The organism is Endozoicomonas sp. YOMI1 (genome assembly GCF_024606345.1).
Taxonomy (GTDB): domain Bacteria; phylum Pseudomonadota; class Gammaproteobacteria; order Pseudomonadales; family Endozoicomonadaceae; genus Endozoicomonas.
Genome location: NZ_JAHHPM010000255.1, coordinates 1 through 15,800, shown reverse-complemented (window position 1 = coordinate 15,800; position 15,800 = coordinate 1). Strand labels below are relative to the sequence as shown.

Genomic DNA, 15,800 nt, shown 5'->3' with positions numbered 1-15,800 from the left:
CAACGCAGGAGCAGTTGCCGCGTAGGGCAGACTATTCTCGGACAGCCTCCTAGTGCAGAAAAGCATACCCATCCAACGCAGACCCTCGCTCTTAGGTTGTCGAGAAAGCCTGTAGAACGCTCACCGAAGTAGGTCGGTTCCCATGGGAGCCGACTCGTGGCCCCACCGCCATCCCCCAAAAAACTCAGAGATCATGGTGCATGGCGGTTGGTTCGGGCGTCGGTTCCTTTAGGAACCGACCTACGCGGTGAGACCCTTTTATGGGTTTCGCGACAACCCCGGGACCGTGGGAATGTGGTGCAAATCCTTGAGGAAAAGCTGCTCCTTTGCGATTTTTATGCTCTCTGTGGTTAACAGCAAAAAAGCCTCAGTCTACACCATGCCCGCCGATAACCTGTCTCAGGACATATTTCAGGACAGGCCACCATGGATGAATCATTCTATAAACTGATTTTCGAGGGAGAAATACTGCCGGGCTTTAAGGAAAGAAAGGTCCGAAAAAACCTGAAAGAGCTCCTGAATGCAGACAAAGCAGAACTGAAGCGTCTTTTCTCAGGAAAGCCGATCATTATTCGCAAGAATCTCACCGCCAGTGAAATCCGTCCTTATGAAATAGCCATGATGAAGGCTGGAGCCCATTGCCGGATTATCTCTATGGCCAGTAATGAAGAACTCCCCCCAACGCCACCGGAAGCCATTCCAGAGCAGGATCAGAAGCCACTGGCCAAACCATCCGGATCATCCGGTAAGTTTCAACTGCTCCCCAGAATGGGAAGAGTACGATTTCTGGCCTCCCTCTGGATAATTGTGCTGCTGGGCGTCTGCACCTGGTGGGTTCCGGGGCTTTTAACCACCCACCTGACACCTTTCTACCCACCTTTGGAGTCACTGCATCTGACACTGGGCTTGACCACTATTACCTGCCTCTTTATGCTGACCGTGGCAGCCAGAAGGCTTCATGATTTTGATCACAGTGGCTGGCAGAGCCTTGTGTTAGTTATCCCGGGGATCAACCTTCTGTTTTTGTTATGGCTGGTCTTTTCTTCAGGCACCCCGGATACCAACCGATTTGGCCCACCCCCCCATTCTGCCGGGACAATCGCACAGGTTTTTGGCCTGTGGATTCCATTATTGACCCTGGTTACCGCAGGGACCTATGGCTGGCTTTACCAGAATGAGCTGCAGCAGCTGGTCGCCAATGTTCCGGAAATAATCGATCAGCTGGTTCTTCCAGCACTGGAAGAAAACCTCTGACGCTGGTGAACAATTAACCACAGCCTTGTTACGATATACGCATCAATACGCAGTCCACTGACACAGGTCAATGGTTATAATATTTTCATACCGCCTCTCTACTTTATACCAACCATGCACGGTCATCTTCACTGGTAATAGATTCTATGAGCAAAGACAGCGTTCTGGTTATCAACTGTGGCAGTTCTTCCCTGAAGTTCGCAGTAATCAACCCGAAAACCGAAGAGGAAAGCATCAGTGGCATCGCCGAGTGCCTCGTGGGCAACGAAGCCTCCATCACCTGGAAACTGAACGGTGAGAAGCAAACCCTGAATCTTGGCGCAGCTGGCCACGAAGGGGCTATCGAAGCACTGGTGGGCATTCTCCGTGATAACAACCTGATGGAACACATTGAAGCCATCGGTCACCGTATTGTTCACGGTGGTGAGAAGTTCACCACATCCACCCTGATCACTGACGAAGTGATCAAGGGCATCGAAGACTGCAGCCACCTGGCACCTTTGCACAACTCTGCTCACCTGCTGGGTATCCGTGCCTGCATAAAACACTTCCCGGATCTGCCACAGTCGGTAGTGTTTGACACAGCATTCCACCAGACCATGCCTGCAGAAAGCTATCTGTACGCGGTTCCTTACAACCTGTATCAAGAGCACGGTCTGCGTCGTTATGGCATGCACGGTACCAGCTACCGTTATGTCAGCAAAACAGCTGCCGACATGCTGGATCTGGACCTGGACAACAGCGCTATCCTGGTTGCACACCTGGGTAACGGTGCCAGTGCCTGTGCGGTCAAAAACGGCAAATCCGTTGACACCACCATGGGCCTGACACCCCTGGAAGGGCTGGTGATGGGTACCCGTTCCGGTGATATTGACCCGAACGTATTCAGCTTCCTGAACAAGCAATGCGGCTACTCCCTGGAAGAGATCATCGACCTCCTGAACAAAAAATCCGGTATGCTGGGTCTGTCCGGATTGGACAACGATTGCCGTGTTCTTGAAAATGCCGCTGCAGAAGGTCATGAACGTGCCCGGCTCACCCTGGACATATTCTGCCACGTTCTGGCCAAGAAACTCGCCGGTTTTGCCGCTGAACTGGGCCGCATTGATGCCCTGGTCTTCACCGGCGGTATCGGTGAGAACTCCATCATGATCCGTAAAAATGTACTGGAGCGTCTGTCCATCTTCGGCTTTGAGATTGATGAACAAGCCAATGAAGAGACCTTCCGCGGCAAGAGCGGTGTCATCACCAGGCCCGGTTCAACCCTAGCAATGGTTGTCGCTACCAATGAAGAACTGATGATTGCCCGTGATACCGAAGCGCTGATTGCTGACTAAACTGGTTATCTGGATGTAAGCAACAGGAGGTTCCACCTCCTGTTTTTATATCAGTATTTCATGAGAAGGATTTGTCCGGATATGCGTACATTTTTCCTGGTGCCAACACGTTACGGTGTTGGCCTGACCTCCGTCACCCTGGGGTTGGTTCGAGCGCTCGATAATCTCGGTCTCAGAGTCAAGTTCTTCAAACCTATTGCCCAACTGCATGTAGGCGACACTGGACCAGAGCGTTCAACCAAACTGGTTCAGCGTATCATGGACCATGAGCCACCTACCCCCATTGCCTCACATCGCGCTGAAGATCTGTTGGGTGATAACAAGGGCGACGTCCTGATGGAAGAGATCGTAGCCCTGTTTGAGCAGGTTTCTCAGGACTGTGACGTGATGGTCGTAGAAGGTCTGGTTCCGACCCGGGAAATGCCCTACGCCAATCGCCTGAACAGCAACATCGCCAAAACTATTAATGCTGACATCATCCTGGTGTCTGAGCCTGGCAATGACTCTCTGGAAGACCTGGCCGACAAACTGGAAATCGCCGCAGACAGCTTTGGTGGTATCAAGAACCCGAATGTTGTCGGCTATGCCCTGAATAAACTGACGCCGGAAGTGGTTGCCCGTCTGAACAAAGAAGGCCATTTCCAGAGCCTGCCAGAATTTGCCCGCAAGCCATTCCAACCCCTGGGCTATATTCCGTTTGACAATAACCTGGCTTCACCAAGAACCATGGATATTGCCGAACACCTGAAAGCAGAAATAATTAATGATGGTGAGATGGCTACCCGTCGGGTGACTTCCTACACTCTGAGCGCCAGAACACCAACCAATATGATTCATCACCTGAAGCCAGGTAATCTGGTGATTACTCCGGGCGACCGTGATGACATCATTCTGGCCACCTGTATGGCGGCCCTGAACGGTGTTCCTCTGGCAGGTCTTCTGCTGACCAGTGATATCACACCATCCAAATCCGTGATGGAACTGTGCAGTAAGGCCATCGGTACAGGTCTTCCTGTGATGCTGAGCGGGGAAGACTCTTACACCACGGCAACCATGCTGGATCGCCGCCATAACGAACTGCCAGTTGACGACACTGCTCGTGTTGAAATGGTTATGGATACCATCGCTGCCAACCTGAACACCGAGTGGCTGAAACAACAATGCTCTGCCCTGGCAGAGCGCAGACTCTCCCCTCCTGCCTTTCGTTACCAGCTGGTTCAGAGAGCCCAGGGGGCCAATAAGCGTATCGTTCTGCCAGAAGGCGACGAGCCACGCACTATTCAGGCCGCCGTTATCTGTCAGGAGCGTGGTATCGCCCAATGTATCCTTCTCGGGCAGCGCAGCGTTATTGAACAGGTCGCTAAAGACAACGGCATCACGCTGCCGGATGGCCTGGTCATCATGGAACCTGAGAGCATCCGCGCCCGTTATATTGACCCGATGGTCGAGCTACGTAAAAACAAAGGCCTAACCGCCCCGATGGCAGAAGCTCAGCTGGAAGATACGGTAGTCCTCGGTACCATGATGCTGGCTCTGAACGAGGTAGACGGTCTGGTTTCTGGTGCAGTACACACCACCGCCAACACCATCCGTCCGGCATTCCAGCTGGTCAAGACGAAGAAAGATGCTGGTGGCCTGGTTTCTTCCGTCTTCTTCATGCTATTGCCTGACCAGGTTCTGGTATACGGCGACTGTGCCGTTAATCCAAACCCGGATGCAGAACAACTGGCCAATATCGCCATTCAGAGTGCTGACTCAGCCACTGCGTTCGGTATTGAGCCACGTATTGCGATGATCAGTTACAGCACCGGAACCTCTGGCATCGGTGCCGATGTCGAGAAAGTGCGCGAAGCAACTGAAATCGTTAAAGCCAGACGCCCGGACCTGATTATCGATGGCCCTCTGCAGTACGATGCCGCATCCGTTGAGTCGGTAGCCCGGAGCAAGGCTCCCGGCAGTAACGTCGCGGGTCGTGCGACTGTGTTTATCTTCCCGGATCTGAACACAGGTAACACTACCTACAAAGCGGTACAGCGCAGTGCCGACGTTATCAGTGTCGGTCCAATGCTTCAGGGTCTTAACAAGCCAGTTAATGACCTTTCCCGTGGTGCACTGGTAGACGATATCGTTTACACCATTGCCCTGACCGCTATTCAGGCTGAAAACGACTAAGATCGTTTAATTGCTCTCGTACAAAACCGGACAGAAATGTCCGCTTTTTTTATGGCTGTCAGTCAACTGTCACATTCCTATTTTATGCTTTCACTAACTGAAACTGGCCTGATTCATGCGGACCTTTTTAGTTCATACAAAGTTTATGAGTCAGACAGGGTAGTTTGAAAAGAGGTGCTTCTGTGACGTATTTGTGCTTAAAAAACGACAGTGCCCCATGATTTAAGCATTCATTGTCAATAAACCAACAGGGAGGCCGATAACTCTATCCTATGCCTGAAGAGAAAAATGCAACGAACGGCACAAGAAGTGCCAGGAGAAAGAGTATGTCCACTAAAAACTATACCTTAAGTACAAAAAATCTTGCATCTACGTCCATCATCACCTGCCCGGACTGTATGCACCATGCTGTTGAAACCATGCCTCAGGATGCCTGTGTTTACCTTTACGAATGCAAAAACTGCCAGAAATTGATTACCCCACAAGAAGGCGATTGCTGCGTTTTCTGTTCACACGGAAATCAACCATGCCCAACATCACAACGGGATAGAAAAGCCTACGCTGAAATGACGCCCCTCTGTGAAGAAGTGGCTGAAAGTATCTCTGCTTCTGGTCTATGACCCCGATAGCCCGATAAGGCTATGTCCGGTTGACAATCCTGTCTTTTACCAGCCCGAGGTTCTGAAGTGTCTGCTTCCTTTAAAGGCAGCACCTCTTTACTTTCGGGAGCCCGCCTGGTGTATCTGTTCATTGACATCGTCAAAAGGCGAGAGGGCAAAAAAACCGTAATCTGTCATCAATCAAAGCACCCTACTGCCGCTATTAACAGAAGTAATTCTGAAAAAGTACCCAGTAGCAATGAAAGTCAGAAAAACCCTGATTTTTCCCCTAGAACATCAACACTCTGACAATTTAACCAGACATTCGCTGCTCTATCGTGCAGCCAACTGGCTGGAAACCACTATGCGTGCTTTGCAGGAACAACGCGAAGAAAAGCAACTTACTCAGCAGCTTGAGCAACAGAAACCGGCTTTCCCATCCTCAAGGCAATACCCATTCCGGCGATGCCTGATAAGAACCCGTTTTTTTATGCCAATAAGAGGACGCCTGCCAGTATGCACCCATTTGCAGCGCCCCGGACCTCACCATTGGTAACCAATCCCCATTTTGATTCGACCGCCGACCTTCCGGGGCTTATCAACCGGGTTACTGTCGTAATCAACAATATACGTCAGATTCAATATAATGCGATCGGTCAGTCCAACTTTTACTGCCTGATTGATATTAACCAGTGTCGTCGACTGTTTTAGCCGGAAGAACGTTCTGTTATTGGCAAAATAATCCCTGTTATTAATGATTCGTGTTCATCCAGACGGTATCAGCCCATGTCATTAACCGATCACGAGCTGGTGCGCTATTCTCAGAAAGCCCCTTAATATTCCTTTCCCATTCCATACTTTTCAAATATCCTGACATCTGTTGTTTATGGTCGATCTGGTCATGGAGATTATCGTGGAGAGCCAACGTTGACTGCCCCTTTTACACCTTCGGAAATATGGTACCTGATCAGCAGGATTCCGAAAGGCTGTGTGGTAACCTATGGCCAACTGGCAGATATGGCAGGGGCTCCCGGTTATGCACGTGTGGTGGGCAATATCCTGAAACAGCTGCCTGCAGGGACCGACCTTCCCTGGCACCGGGTCATTAACGGCAAAGGTCAGATTTCATTCCCTGATGGGTCGAGTCGATACAGCCTGCAAAGACGGCGTTTGGAACAGGAGGGAGTGACAATCTCATCCGGAAAAATCAACCTGAAAGCGCATCAATGGCATGGAGAGTAAATACATGGATAGAGCATCGGAAGATATTGCCCTGGCCGTCGAAATTATTCGTCAACTGGAAAATCTGAATTACCCGGAAGAGAATATTCTCATGGCGATGGTTCATATCTGTCAGGATACACTGAACAAGCTACCCAACGACGGAACCCGGGAGTTTTGGCGGCAGAGACTGATTGCCGAACTCATGGACACATCAAACGACAAGCCTGCTGAAACCCATTAACATGATGTTGCAAAAGGTTGAAAAGCATTTTGCAACACACTCTGAATTTCTTCCGCAAGAATGGCTATTCTTTTCAGAAAACAGCCATTAGTGACTGCTCCCCGCCTGATGACGTTCCAGCAACCGCCCTACATACGTCACCAGCCATATAACCGGCAGCCCCAGCAGCGCTGAACCAATAAAGAATACCGGATAGTCCAGGGTATCCACAAAGGTGCCTGAATAACCTGCCAACAGCTTAGGCAGCAACGTCATCAGCGAGCTGAAAATAGCATACTGCACGGCCGTAAAGGCCCGGTTGGTCAGGCTGGATAAAAAGGCAATAAACGCGGCTGACGACATGCCACCACTGAGATTATCTGCCGCAATCACCAGGCTTAAATAGAGGCTGGATGGTTCAAGATTGGCCAGAAACGCAAACAGCACGTTAGACAGTGCCGCCAGCAATGCCCCTACCCAGAGAATTCGCAACACACCAAAACGAATGGCCAATACTCCGCCCAAAAAGCCACCGGCAATGGTCATGATCAGGCCAAAGGTTTTGGTAATGGTGGCGATTTGCTCTTTGGTATAACCCATATCGTTGTAGAACACATTGGATATAGTACCCATAACTACATCAGCGATACGGTAGGTCCCGACCAATAGCAATATATAGATAGCCACTTTGCCATAACGCTCAAAGAAGTCGGCAAAGGGTGCGACGTAAGTTTCTTTCACCATTTCTCTGGGTGCAAGATGAGCTTTCACCAGCAACCAGGCGGTAACCCCTGCGGCAGCTACACTACTTGCAAATCGCCCTGCACCGGCCAGAAAACCAGCGATGGGCGTAGACAACCCGGTATCCCCCAAAAAGGTTTTCAGGGCACCAAAAGCATCAGCCAGCTGAGTAAAAGAGATAACAAATACGGTTGCCGCCAGGGCAAAAAGCAACAGAAAGCGAAGATAATCAACGGTACTGTGCACCGACTCGAAAGTACGATCAATATCGGGCTCAGCAACCAACAGGGTGGTAACAACCCCAATCAGCATAAACACGGCCATACAGCGATAGGCCCAGGCCCAGGCCAGATAGTCGTAATTGCCTTCCTCCGTCATGGTAAACCAACTGGCCAGCGCCAGTGTACCAGCCCCGGCCACCAGCATACCCACTCGATACCCGGCAATGTAAGCAGAGGACATCATGGCCTGCAGGTCATCATCTGCAGCTTCTATTCGATAGGCATCAATAACGATATCCTGTGTGGCCGAGGAAAAGCCAAGCATCACCGCACCACTGGCTATCCAGAACAGACCTTCAGCAGGGTTGTGAGCTGCCATAAACAACAGTGCGGCAATAACCGAGGCCTGGGATAATAATAACCATGACCGGCGACGCCCAAGCAGACCGTGCAAAACCGGCAATGGAATGCGGTCAACCAGCGGTGCCCAGACAAACTTGAAGGAATAACCCAACGCTGCCCAGCTGAAAAAAGTGACGGCACTGCGCTCTACCCCCGCCTCACGAAGCCAGAGGGAAAGGCTGCTGAAAATCAACAGAATGGGCAGGCCTGCTGAAAACCCGAGAAAAAGAAGTGTAATCACCCGACGGTTAAAAAAGCTTTTACAAGCGTCACCCCAGTTCCTGGAAGAATCTGCTGCCAGCCCCATGCAATATGCTCCATCGCCATTGTAAAAATTTACAGCGCCATGCTTGTTGTAATAAAAGTTCTATTTCAAAAAAGAAGATATCAGCTTAGCCGAGAAATAAAAAACCGTTTTCACCATTCAATGAAAACGGTTTTCAGTACCGCATATTCTGTGTCACAAACGGTCAATCAATCTCTGAAATTATTGTACTGCAGCGGCATGTCCAGATCGGCTTCCCGCAAAAAGGCAATCACGGTCTGCAAATCGTCCCTTTTCTTGCCGGTCACCCGAACCTGATCACCCTGGATGGCGGCCTGCACTTTAAGCTTGGCATCCTTGATCATTTTCACGATTTTTTTGGATACATCCTTATCCAGCCCCTGGCGAACCACCACTTCCTGCTTGACCTGTTTTCCAGAACCGTAGTGGTCCTTTACTTCAAGGCATTTAACATCAATCCCCCGTTTGACCATTCTGGTTTTCAACATTTCTACCATTTGAACCAGCTGAAAGTCGGCATCGGTGGTCAGAACGATCTGTTTGTCACCACTTTTCTCAAAGCTGGCATCAACACCCCGAAAGTCAAAGCGGGTAGTCAGTTCACGGTTTGCCTGGTCGACAGCGTTGGCCAGCTCATGCATATCCACTTCAGAGACAATGTCGAATGAAGGCATAGCGAATGATCTCCTTGAGAAATCGAAAGAAACAATTAACAACTATTGTATCCATGATTGTATTGGAAAGACCATGGAGAAAATCAATACACCAGTGACAAGGTTCAGGTGAATACGCAGAATCAGGGTCTGTTGACGGCAACTACTGATCTTTGCCCTTAAGCCTGAAGCCAATTTTTACCGTCACCTGCCAGTGGGCAATTTTGCCATCCTCGATATGGCCACGCTGCTCCACCACTTCAAACCAGCCCATATGCTCTAGGGTCATGCCAGCAGCGGCAATGGCATTTTGAATAGCATCATCACTACTGACCGTTGAACTACCAACCAGTTCAGTCATTTTATAGGTATGGCTCATTGTCTATCTCCCAATCTTGTTTAAAAAAGCTGTAAAACACCAGCTGTTTGAGTATAGGCAGCAAATGGTAGACTCGGCGTATCTTCATCCTCTGATAGACTTTAGACATTCATGCACAATGAAACGATCCACAGCCCAACCAACCGGCTAATTGTCTGTACCAAGGCGCAGGACTCACTGTCCGCACTGAACAGCGTAAAGCCACATCTGGCGGACAACTGCCGGATACTGTTGCTACAGAATGGTATGGGGAGCCAGCAGATCATCAGGGATGCTTTGCCAACGCAAACGATTTGGGCAGGCTCAAGTAACGATGGCGCTTACCTGTCAGCCCCTTTTGAGGTATGCCACGCTGGCCAGGGGCAAAACTGGATTGGCCCCCTCAGGGGTCATCAATGCGAACAGGGCTTTAATGACCTTTGCGACAATTTCAGATTAAAGGTCAGTCAGTTCGATGCCATTTTGAGCAGAAGTTATGGGAGAAGCTGGCCATTAACAGCTGTATCAACGGCCTCACCGCATGGTTCAACTGCCGCAATGGCGAGCTGCTGGATAATGGCGAAAATCAGGTCTGGCTGGATCAATTAATTGTCGAGACCAGCGGCGTTCTGGCTGCGCTGGGGATGCCTGCCACCGCACTTAAAGACAGCGTGTATGGTGTCTGCCAGATCACCGCCAGCAACCTGTTATCAACCTGTCAGGATGCACGCAGGGGAAGAGCCACGGAGCTCTCCTTTATCAATGGTTTTCAGATCCAACAGGCCAATCCCCTGGGAGCCACCGTCAACGGCCATCACCAACTGATGGATCAGCCAAGCGCTGCAGGCGTCAAAACAGGGCAGCCTGCAACTGCTTCTCCTTTGGGTATATAATCCTCGCCAAAAATACCACGACCAAGCCTGTAACCTCCGGAATGACCATGAAAGTATCCTATACACTGCCTGAAAACCTGAGCCCGGTTCTGCGAGACCAGATACACGGTGCCGTAGCAGCCAATGTTCGTCAGGCATTGACTGAAGATATAGGCTCCGGAGACATTACCGCTGCCCTGATTCCAAAAACCCGGCAGTCTGTGGCCAGAATCATCTGCCGCGATCCTGCCGTCATCTGCGGACGCCCCTGGTTTGACCAGGTCTTTCATCAGATTGATCCCAATGTCCAGCTGGAGTGGCATATAAAGGAAGGTGAACGGGTTGAGCCGAACCAGGTGCTGGTGGTTCTGAAAGGTTCTGCCAGCAGCCTTCTGACCGGCGAAAGGGCCGCGATGAATTTCCTGCAGACCCTCTCCGGCACCGCAACCCGCTGCCAGCGCTATGCTAGTCTGGTCAGTAGTACCGGCGTCATATTGCTGGATACCCGCAAGACCCTGCCAGGCCTGAGGGTTGCCCAGAAATACGCCGTCTCTGCCGGAGGCTGCCACAACCACCGAATCGGACTCTTTGATGCTTTTTTAATCAAGGAAAACCATATTGCTGCCTGTGGTGGCATTGCCCGGGCGGTCGCCAGGGCTCACGAAATCGCTCCCGGAAAACCAGTAGAGATCGAAGTGGAAAGCATGGAAGAGTTCAATATTGCCAGGGAGGCTGGAGCAGATATCATCATGCTCGATAACTTCCCGCTGGCTCAGCTGGCCGAAACCGTTCGCCTGAACCGGGAACTGCCCGGAACAGCCCCAAAACTGGAAGCGTCCGGTGGTATTAATGATCAGACGCTGTTGCCCATTGCCGAAACCGGGGTCGACTTTATCTCTATTGGCACACTAACCAAAGACTGCCAGTCTGTGGATCTGTCCATGCGGATCGTTGAGCAGCTTTAATCACACGGAGGCAGCCTTGAGCAACAACACAATGAACAAAAAAATTCTGGTAACCGGTGGCGCTGGCTATATTGGCAGCCATACCTGCGTCGAACTCCTTAACGATGGTTATGAAATCATTGTTTTGGACAATCTCAGTAACAGCAGTGAGGAATCCCTGAAGCGGGTTCAGGAGATCACCGGCAAGACACTGGAGTTTGTGAAGGGAGATATTCGTGACCATACACTGCTGAACTCGCTGCTCAGCAACAATGAGATATCCTCTGTTATCCATTTTGCCGGTCTGAAAGCCGTTGGCGAATCTGTCTCCATGCCCCTGGCTTACTACGATAACAATGTGCACGGAACACTGGTGTTGCTGGAAGCGATGAAGCAGGCCAACGTGAAAACGCTGGTGTTCAGCTCTTCTGCCACGGTGTATGGTGACCCTGCCAGCCTACCCATCAGCGAGGACTTCCCGACCTCGGCAACCAACCCCTATGGCCGCTCAAAGTTGATGATCGAAGAAATCCTTCAGGACCTTCATGTGTCAGACAATAGCTGGCGAATCGCATTGCTGCGCTACTTCAACCCGGTCGGCGCACACCCTTCCGGTAGAATCGGTGAAGACCCGAATGATATTCCCAACAACCTGATGCCTTATATCGCCCAGGTTGCCATCGGTAAGCTGGACAAGCTCAGTGTCTTCGGTAACGACTACCCAACCCATGACGGAACCGGAGTCAGGGACTATATCCATGTGGTTGACCTCTCTCTGGGCCATGTGCGTGCTATCGAGAAGCTGCAGAAAACCGAGGGTATTCATGCCTGGAACCTGGGAGTTGGTACAGGCTACAGCGTGCTGGAAATGGTCGCCGCTTTTGAACAGGCATCGCAACAGCCAGTGCCTTACCAGATTGCCCCAAGACGCTCCGGTGATATTGCCGCCTGTTATGCCAATCCGGACAAAGCCCTGAGTGAACTGGGCTGGAAAGCGGAAAAAGGATTGGAAGATATGGTCTCTGATAGCTGGCGCTGGCAGTCGGCGAATCCAAACGGCTATCAGAGTTAACCATCTTTGGGGTTACTGAAAAGCTATTAAAGAAGGGAACCACCGGCCTTTTCATGCTTTAATCGAAGCATGAAAAAAATAATATCACTCCTGTGGATAGCCTTTCTTCTACCAGCCTGGGCAGATGACTGCCCCCAGTGGGATCAAGGAGAAGCAACTGAGCAAATCAGCAGGCTATCGGATGAAGTGGCTTACCATGATGATTTGTACTTCAACCAGAACAACCCAATCATCAGCGATGGTGAATACGACGCCCTGGTTGCCAGGCTGAAATACTGGCAAGCATGCTTTCCTTCCATCGCAACAGAGAAATCCCTTCCCCAAGCACCTCACAATAAATACACGATTCACCATCAGGCTCCAATGGGCAGTTTGAAGAAAGCGCAGTCTGAAGAAGAAGTAAAAAGCTTTTTGCAGCAAATATCTGGCAGTGGAGTTTTGGTACAACCGAAGATTGATGGGGTTGCAGTGGAGCTGGTCTATAAAAACGGACTGTTAATCCAGGCTTCCACCCGGGGAAATGGCGAGGTTGGAGTCGATATCCTCCATCATATCCGGCAAATGCCACTGATCCCTGAAACACTGAGTAATGATGAAAAAAACCAACTCGTTCTTCATGGCGAGCTATTTGCACGGCTTGATATTATTTCTCCATCAATTCTTGAGCAGTATGCCAGTGCCCGACACCTGGTTGCCGGTCAGCTCAATCGGTCTGATCCAGAAGCGGAGGCCGTAAAAGCCTTTGATTTTTTCCCATGGCAGTGGGTTAACAGCCCTTTTAATAGCGGTTTACAGTCAATAACAGCTTTAGCGGGCATAGGCTTTCCTCTGACCCTGGAGCATACCCACAGAACGACATCCTACCCTGAAATCAAACACCATCTTGTTGAGCACTACGCAGCCCTCAAAAAGCCCATATTTTTGATGGATGGAATTGTGATTAAGGCCGACAGCAAAACATTCAAAAAGCAGCTGGGCTGGACAGGCAATACACCTGCCTGGGCCATAGCATGGAAGTTTCCACCAGCAACCACAACATCAGCAGTGCAGGCGATTGAATTTACCATTGGGCGAACCGGCAATATCACACCCGTGATTCATATTGAACCTGTGACACTTAAAAACAGAACCATCTCAACCCTTTCACTGGGGAGTATTCAAAATCTGGAAAAGAAAGGGCTTGCCGTGGGGGATCGAATCAGTATCAAACTCAAAGGGAATGCCATACCAGTCTTTGGTAAGGTACTGTTTCGCCCTGCAAACAGAGTAATCCCGGAACTCCCTGATACAAGCCGCTATACCCCCTTTACCTGTCTCACCATTGCGCCAGGCTGTGAAAAACAATTTGTCGCCCGCCTGATATGGCTAACCGGTAAACAGGGGCTTGATCTTGCAGCGATCAGCAAGCCTGTTATTCATCAATGGGTTCAAACGGGAACAATCCAGACACTGGTGGATATTCTGCAACTGACACCTCATTCACTACAATTGGCAGGTATGTATCCGCAGGAAATCCAACAATACCTCGAATCCATTCGACGGCCAAAAAGCCTGGAGCAACAGATCCGTGCGCTGAGCATTCCAGACATCGGAAAAAGCAATGCCCGCAAGTTGGCTGGGTGTATAACGGATTTACGAGGATTGTTATCCCGGCAGATTTCAGATAAGTGCCCAACGATTGGCAGTAAACGGATGGAGGATTTACAGGACTATGTGAACAGGAAGGAAGTTAGAGAGTTGATTGAGTTTCTGGATGGCCTGGTAGTCGGGAAACCGGGTAAAAGCACAGTCTCCCCCCAAGAGTCTCGTTCCCATGCTCTGCGTGGGAATGCATACCGGAGCTGGCCGAATGTTCAGCCATTGTTTTTGTAGAGTTTGTGGTGAATTGCTTTCAAGCCTTGGGGATTGTTTGAGAGCGGGAGTTCCTGATGTTTGGGGTTGGCATTCCCACGCAGAGCATGGGAACGAAGCGATGTGTGGGGCCGACGACTGCCTGGTCAGGCGTTCCCAAGCAGAGCGTGGGAACGAAGCAACGAGGCAAGCGTTAATCTCCAAAACTACCATCAGATTTACCGCTCCACTGCTTGGACTTCGCGACGGCATCTGTACCACAAAGATTATTTGCCGTTGTATCTCCACCATTTTGGCACGACATCTGCCAGTTACCACCGGTAGCATCAGATCGGAAAATCAGAGTTTGAGTACCAAAAGAACTCGCCGGCGTTACTATCAGCTCTGCATAAGTATTGTCTATATAAGCACCAACGGACACTCTGGTGCCCGTAACCGGGGGTACACCACTACCAGCTTCACCAGGTTTACAGGCTTGAATGGTAGCTGTCTGTGCGCAAATCGCTACAGCTGTCTGAAATGCTTTCACTTCACTCAGTGCGGCCTGAGCAGTTGAGTTCCTGGTATACGCTTGATACTGTGGAATCGCCACCGATGCCAAAATACCAATGATTGCCACAACGATCATCAATTCAATCAGTGTAAAACCCGACGACTTACGGATTTCCGACATCCTTGTCTTCATAATATTTTCCTCGACCAATGAGTTTCTTTGCCAGCACGCTGAAGTCCATTGCTCAATCTGTCGGCACCGTCCTGCAGCTCTTTAAATAGCATAGTTAAGTTCAGCAATGGTGGCAGGCTGCCCACTCACAAACCCGATGGCAGCAAAATCCTGCAGGTAATTTTGCCTGCAGAGCAAATTCACCATCAATACGACATAGCCCGTTGATTAGAATAATAAAACCACAAAACCCGGCTTCTTTTAGAATGAACCCGCCCACACCGCTTATCGAGCAATACTTCCTGCCACACTTCTTTTGACAGCTAAGCTACTTTTTTTTGCCATTCGTCCGATAGCCAAAGTAATAACGTTGTTTATTCAAGAACGGTTCAAAAAGCAGGCATGGCTATGCAAAATAAAACCCTGGTAAATAACCAGTTAGGCTCATTGCTTGCACGGATTGGTATCGCATCCATCATTCTTTTGTCAGCTTTTATCACTGGCTTTATCAGCCTGCAGTTCTTTTATCAGCAGAAAGTCGATAGCTACTTCTCGAATCTGGGCATCAACAGCCTCTCCATCAATGAGTCTGCGCTGATTATCAGAACCAGGGATCACTGGATTACCACCACTGGTCAGCACCGGGAAACCTACAAGCCGCTATTAACGAAAGAGCTGGGCAGTTTATAAAAGTCATCAATACGTTGGCTGGTTTTCCAGTTTTAGCGACTGGCTGAACAGCAATGATGGGTTACCATTTACGCTACTTTATGAAGTTGAGCATGAGCGTTGTAAGTGAAGAAACTTTTCACTTTAAAGGGCTGCTGTCAACAAAGCTTGTTTCTGATGGCTTTGCTACCCTGCTCATCAACACCAAACAGTTGAAATAAAAAGCAACGAACGCAACAAGCCCTGCTAGGCTTGGCCTGT

Annotated in this window: 17 protein-coding genes and 1 pseudogene; 13 read left to right on the top strand and 5 right to left on the bottom strand. The window is 50.0% G+C overall.

From position 1 onward, the window contains the following. Positions 1-426: 426 nt before the first annotated feature. The 5 genes from KDK15_RS08880 (at position 427) to KDK15_RS08860 (ending at position 5,918) form a co-directional block, all read left to right on the top strand. Positions 427-1,254 (top strand): DUF805 domain-containing protein, encoded by an 828-nt coding sequence (locus KDK15_RS08880; RefSeq protein WP_257294996.1) that lies wholly within the window; start codon positions 427-429, stop codon positions 1,252-1,254. A gap of 146 nt (positions 1,255-1,400) precedes the next feature. After that, positions 1,401-2,591, top strand: a complete 1,191-nt coding sequence (locus KDK15_RS08875; protein ID WP_257294995.1) for an acetate kinase — start codon at positions 1,401-1,403, stop codon at positions 2,589-2,591. A gap of 81 nt (positions 2,592-2,672) precedes the next feature. Continuing rightward, positions 2,673-4,763, top strand: a complete 2,091-nt coding sequence (gene pta, locus KDK15_RS08870; protein WP_257294994.1) for a phosphate acetyltransferase — start codon at positions 2,673-2,675, stop codon at positions 4,761-4,763. 326 nt (positions 4,764-5,089) lie between these two features. Further along, on the top strand, positions 5,090-5,383 hold the full coding sequence (locus KDK15_RS08865; RefSeq protein WP_257294993.1) for a GDCCVxC domain-containing (seleno)protein: 294 nt from the start codon (positions 5,090-5,092) through the stop codon (positions 5,381-5,383). Positions 5,384-5,621: 238 nt separating this feature from the next. After that, positions 5,622-5,918, top strand: coding sequence for a hypothetical protein (locus KDK15_RS08860; RefSeq protein ID WP_257294992.1), 297 nt, complete (start codon positions 5,622-5,624; stop codon positions 5,916-5,918). On the opposite strand, the gene KDK15_RS21220 is transcribed toward KDK15_RS08860, so the two are convergent. Next, the gene (locus KDK15_RS21220; RefSeq protein ID WP_373691354.1) at positions 5,906-6,046 is read right to left on the bottom strand and encodes a hypothetical protein; all 141 of its coding nucleotides are present in this window, start codon (positions 6,044-6,046) and stop codon (positions 5,906-5,908) included. The genes KDK15_RS08860 and KDK15_RS21220 overlap by 13 nt on opposite strands. A gap of 243 nt (positions 6,047-6,289) precedes the next feature. Here KDK15_RS21220 and KDK15_RS08855 point away from each other — a divergent pair, with 243 nt between their 5' ends. Then, a complete protein-coding gene (locus tag KDK15_RS08855; protein WP_257294991.1) occupies positions 6,290-6,604 on the top strand; it encodes an MGMT family protein in 315 nt (104 codons plus the stop codon). A gap of 4 nt (positions 6,605-6,608) precedes the next feature. Further along, positions 6,609-6,827 (top strand): hypothetical protein, encoded by a 219-nt coding sequence (locus tag KDK15_RS08850; protein ID WP_257294990.1) that lies wholly within the window; start codon positions 6,609-6,611, stop codon positions 6,825-6,827. Between the two features lie 87 nt (positions 6,828-6,914). On the opposite strand, the gene KDK15_RS08845 is transcribed toward KDK15_RS08850, so the two are convergent. The 3 genes from KDK15_RS08845 to KDK15_RS08835 all read right to left on the bottom strand — a co-directional run bounded on the left by KDK15_RS08845 (position 6,915) and on the right by KDK15_RS08835 (position 9,488). After that, positions 6,915-8,477: an MFS transporter gene (locus tag KDK15_RS08845; protein WP_257294989.1), complete on the bottom strand. Its 1,563-nt coding sequence runs from the start codon at positions 8,475-8,477 to the stop codon at positions 6,915-6,917. 167 nt (positions 8,478-8,644) lie between these two features. Further along, on the bottom strand, positions 8,645-9,130 hold the full coding sequence (locus KDK15_RS08840) for a YajQ family cyclic di-GMP-binding protein (protein ID WP_257294988.1): 486 nt from the start codon (positions 9,128-9,130) through the stop codon (positions 8,645-8,647). 142 nt (positions 9,131-9,272) lie between these two features. Next, positions 9,273-9,488 (bottom strand): dodecin, encoded by a 216-nt coding sequence (locus KDK15_RS08835; protein ID WP_101748417.1) that lies wholly within the window; start codon positions 9,486-9,488, stop codon positions 9,273-9,275. Between the two features lie 111 nt (positions 9,489-9,599). Here KDK15_RS08835 and KDK15_RS21215 point away from each other — a divergent pair. The 5 genes and pseudogenes from KDK15_RS21215 to KDK15_RS08815 form a co-directional block, all read left to right on the top strand. Beyond that, positions 9,600-9,863, top strand: a pseudogene (locus tag KDK15_RS21215) (2-dehydropantoate 2-reductase); the annotation flags it as partial. Positions 9,864-9,907: 44 nt separating this feature from the next. Then, positions 9,908-10,360 (top strand): ketopantoate reductase C-terminal domain-containing protein, encoded by a 453-nt coding sequence (locus KDK15_RS08830; protein WP_257294987.1) that lies wholly within the window; start codon positions 9,908-9,910, stop codon positions 10,358-10,360. Between the two features lie 47 nt (positions 10,361-10,407). Further along, on the top strand, positions 10,408-11,304 hold the full coding sequence (gene nadC / locus KDK15_RS08825) for a carboxylating nicotinate-nucleotide diphosphorylase (RefSeq protein WP_257294986.1): 897 nt from the start codon (positions 10,408-10,410) through the stop codon (positions 11,302-11,304). 31 nt (positions 11,305-11,335) lie between these two features. Further along, on the top strand, positions 11,336-12,355 hold the full coding sequence (gene galE, locus KDK15_RS08820; protein WP_257294997.1) for a UDP-glucose 4-epimerase GalE: 1,020 nt from the start codon (positions 11,336-11,338) through the stop codon (positions 12,353-12,355). Positions 12,356-12,424: 69 nt separating this feature from the next. Next, positions 12,425-14,227 carry a hypothetical protein gene (locus KDK15_RS08815; RefSeq protein ID WP_257294985.1) on the top strand — a complete coding sequence of 601 codons (1,803 nt, stop codon included), beginning with the start codon at positions 12,425-12,427 and terminating at the stop codon, positions 14,225-14,227. Between the two features lie 172 nt (positions 14,228-14,399). Here KDK15_RS08815 and KDK15_RS20995 read toward each other — a convergent pair whose 3' ends face one another. Then, positions 14,400-14,891, bottom strand: a complete 492-nt coding sequence (locus KDK15_RS20995; protein ID WP_306800280.1) for a prepilin-type N-terminal cleavage/methylation domain-containing protein — start codon at positions 14,889-14,891, stop codon at positions 14,400-14,402. A 387-nt stretch (positions 14,892-15,278) separates the two neighbouring features. Between KDK15_RS20995 and KDK15_RS08805 the strand changes: the two genes are divergently transcribed. Beyond that, complete coding sequence (locus KDK15_RS08805) at positions 15,279-15,560, top strand: hypothetical protein (RefSeq protein ID WP_257294984.1); 282 nt, start codon at positions 15,279-15,281, stop codon at positions 15,558-15,560. The last annotated feature ends 240 nt before the right edge of the window (positions 15,561-15,800 follow it).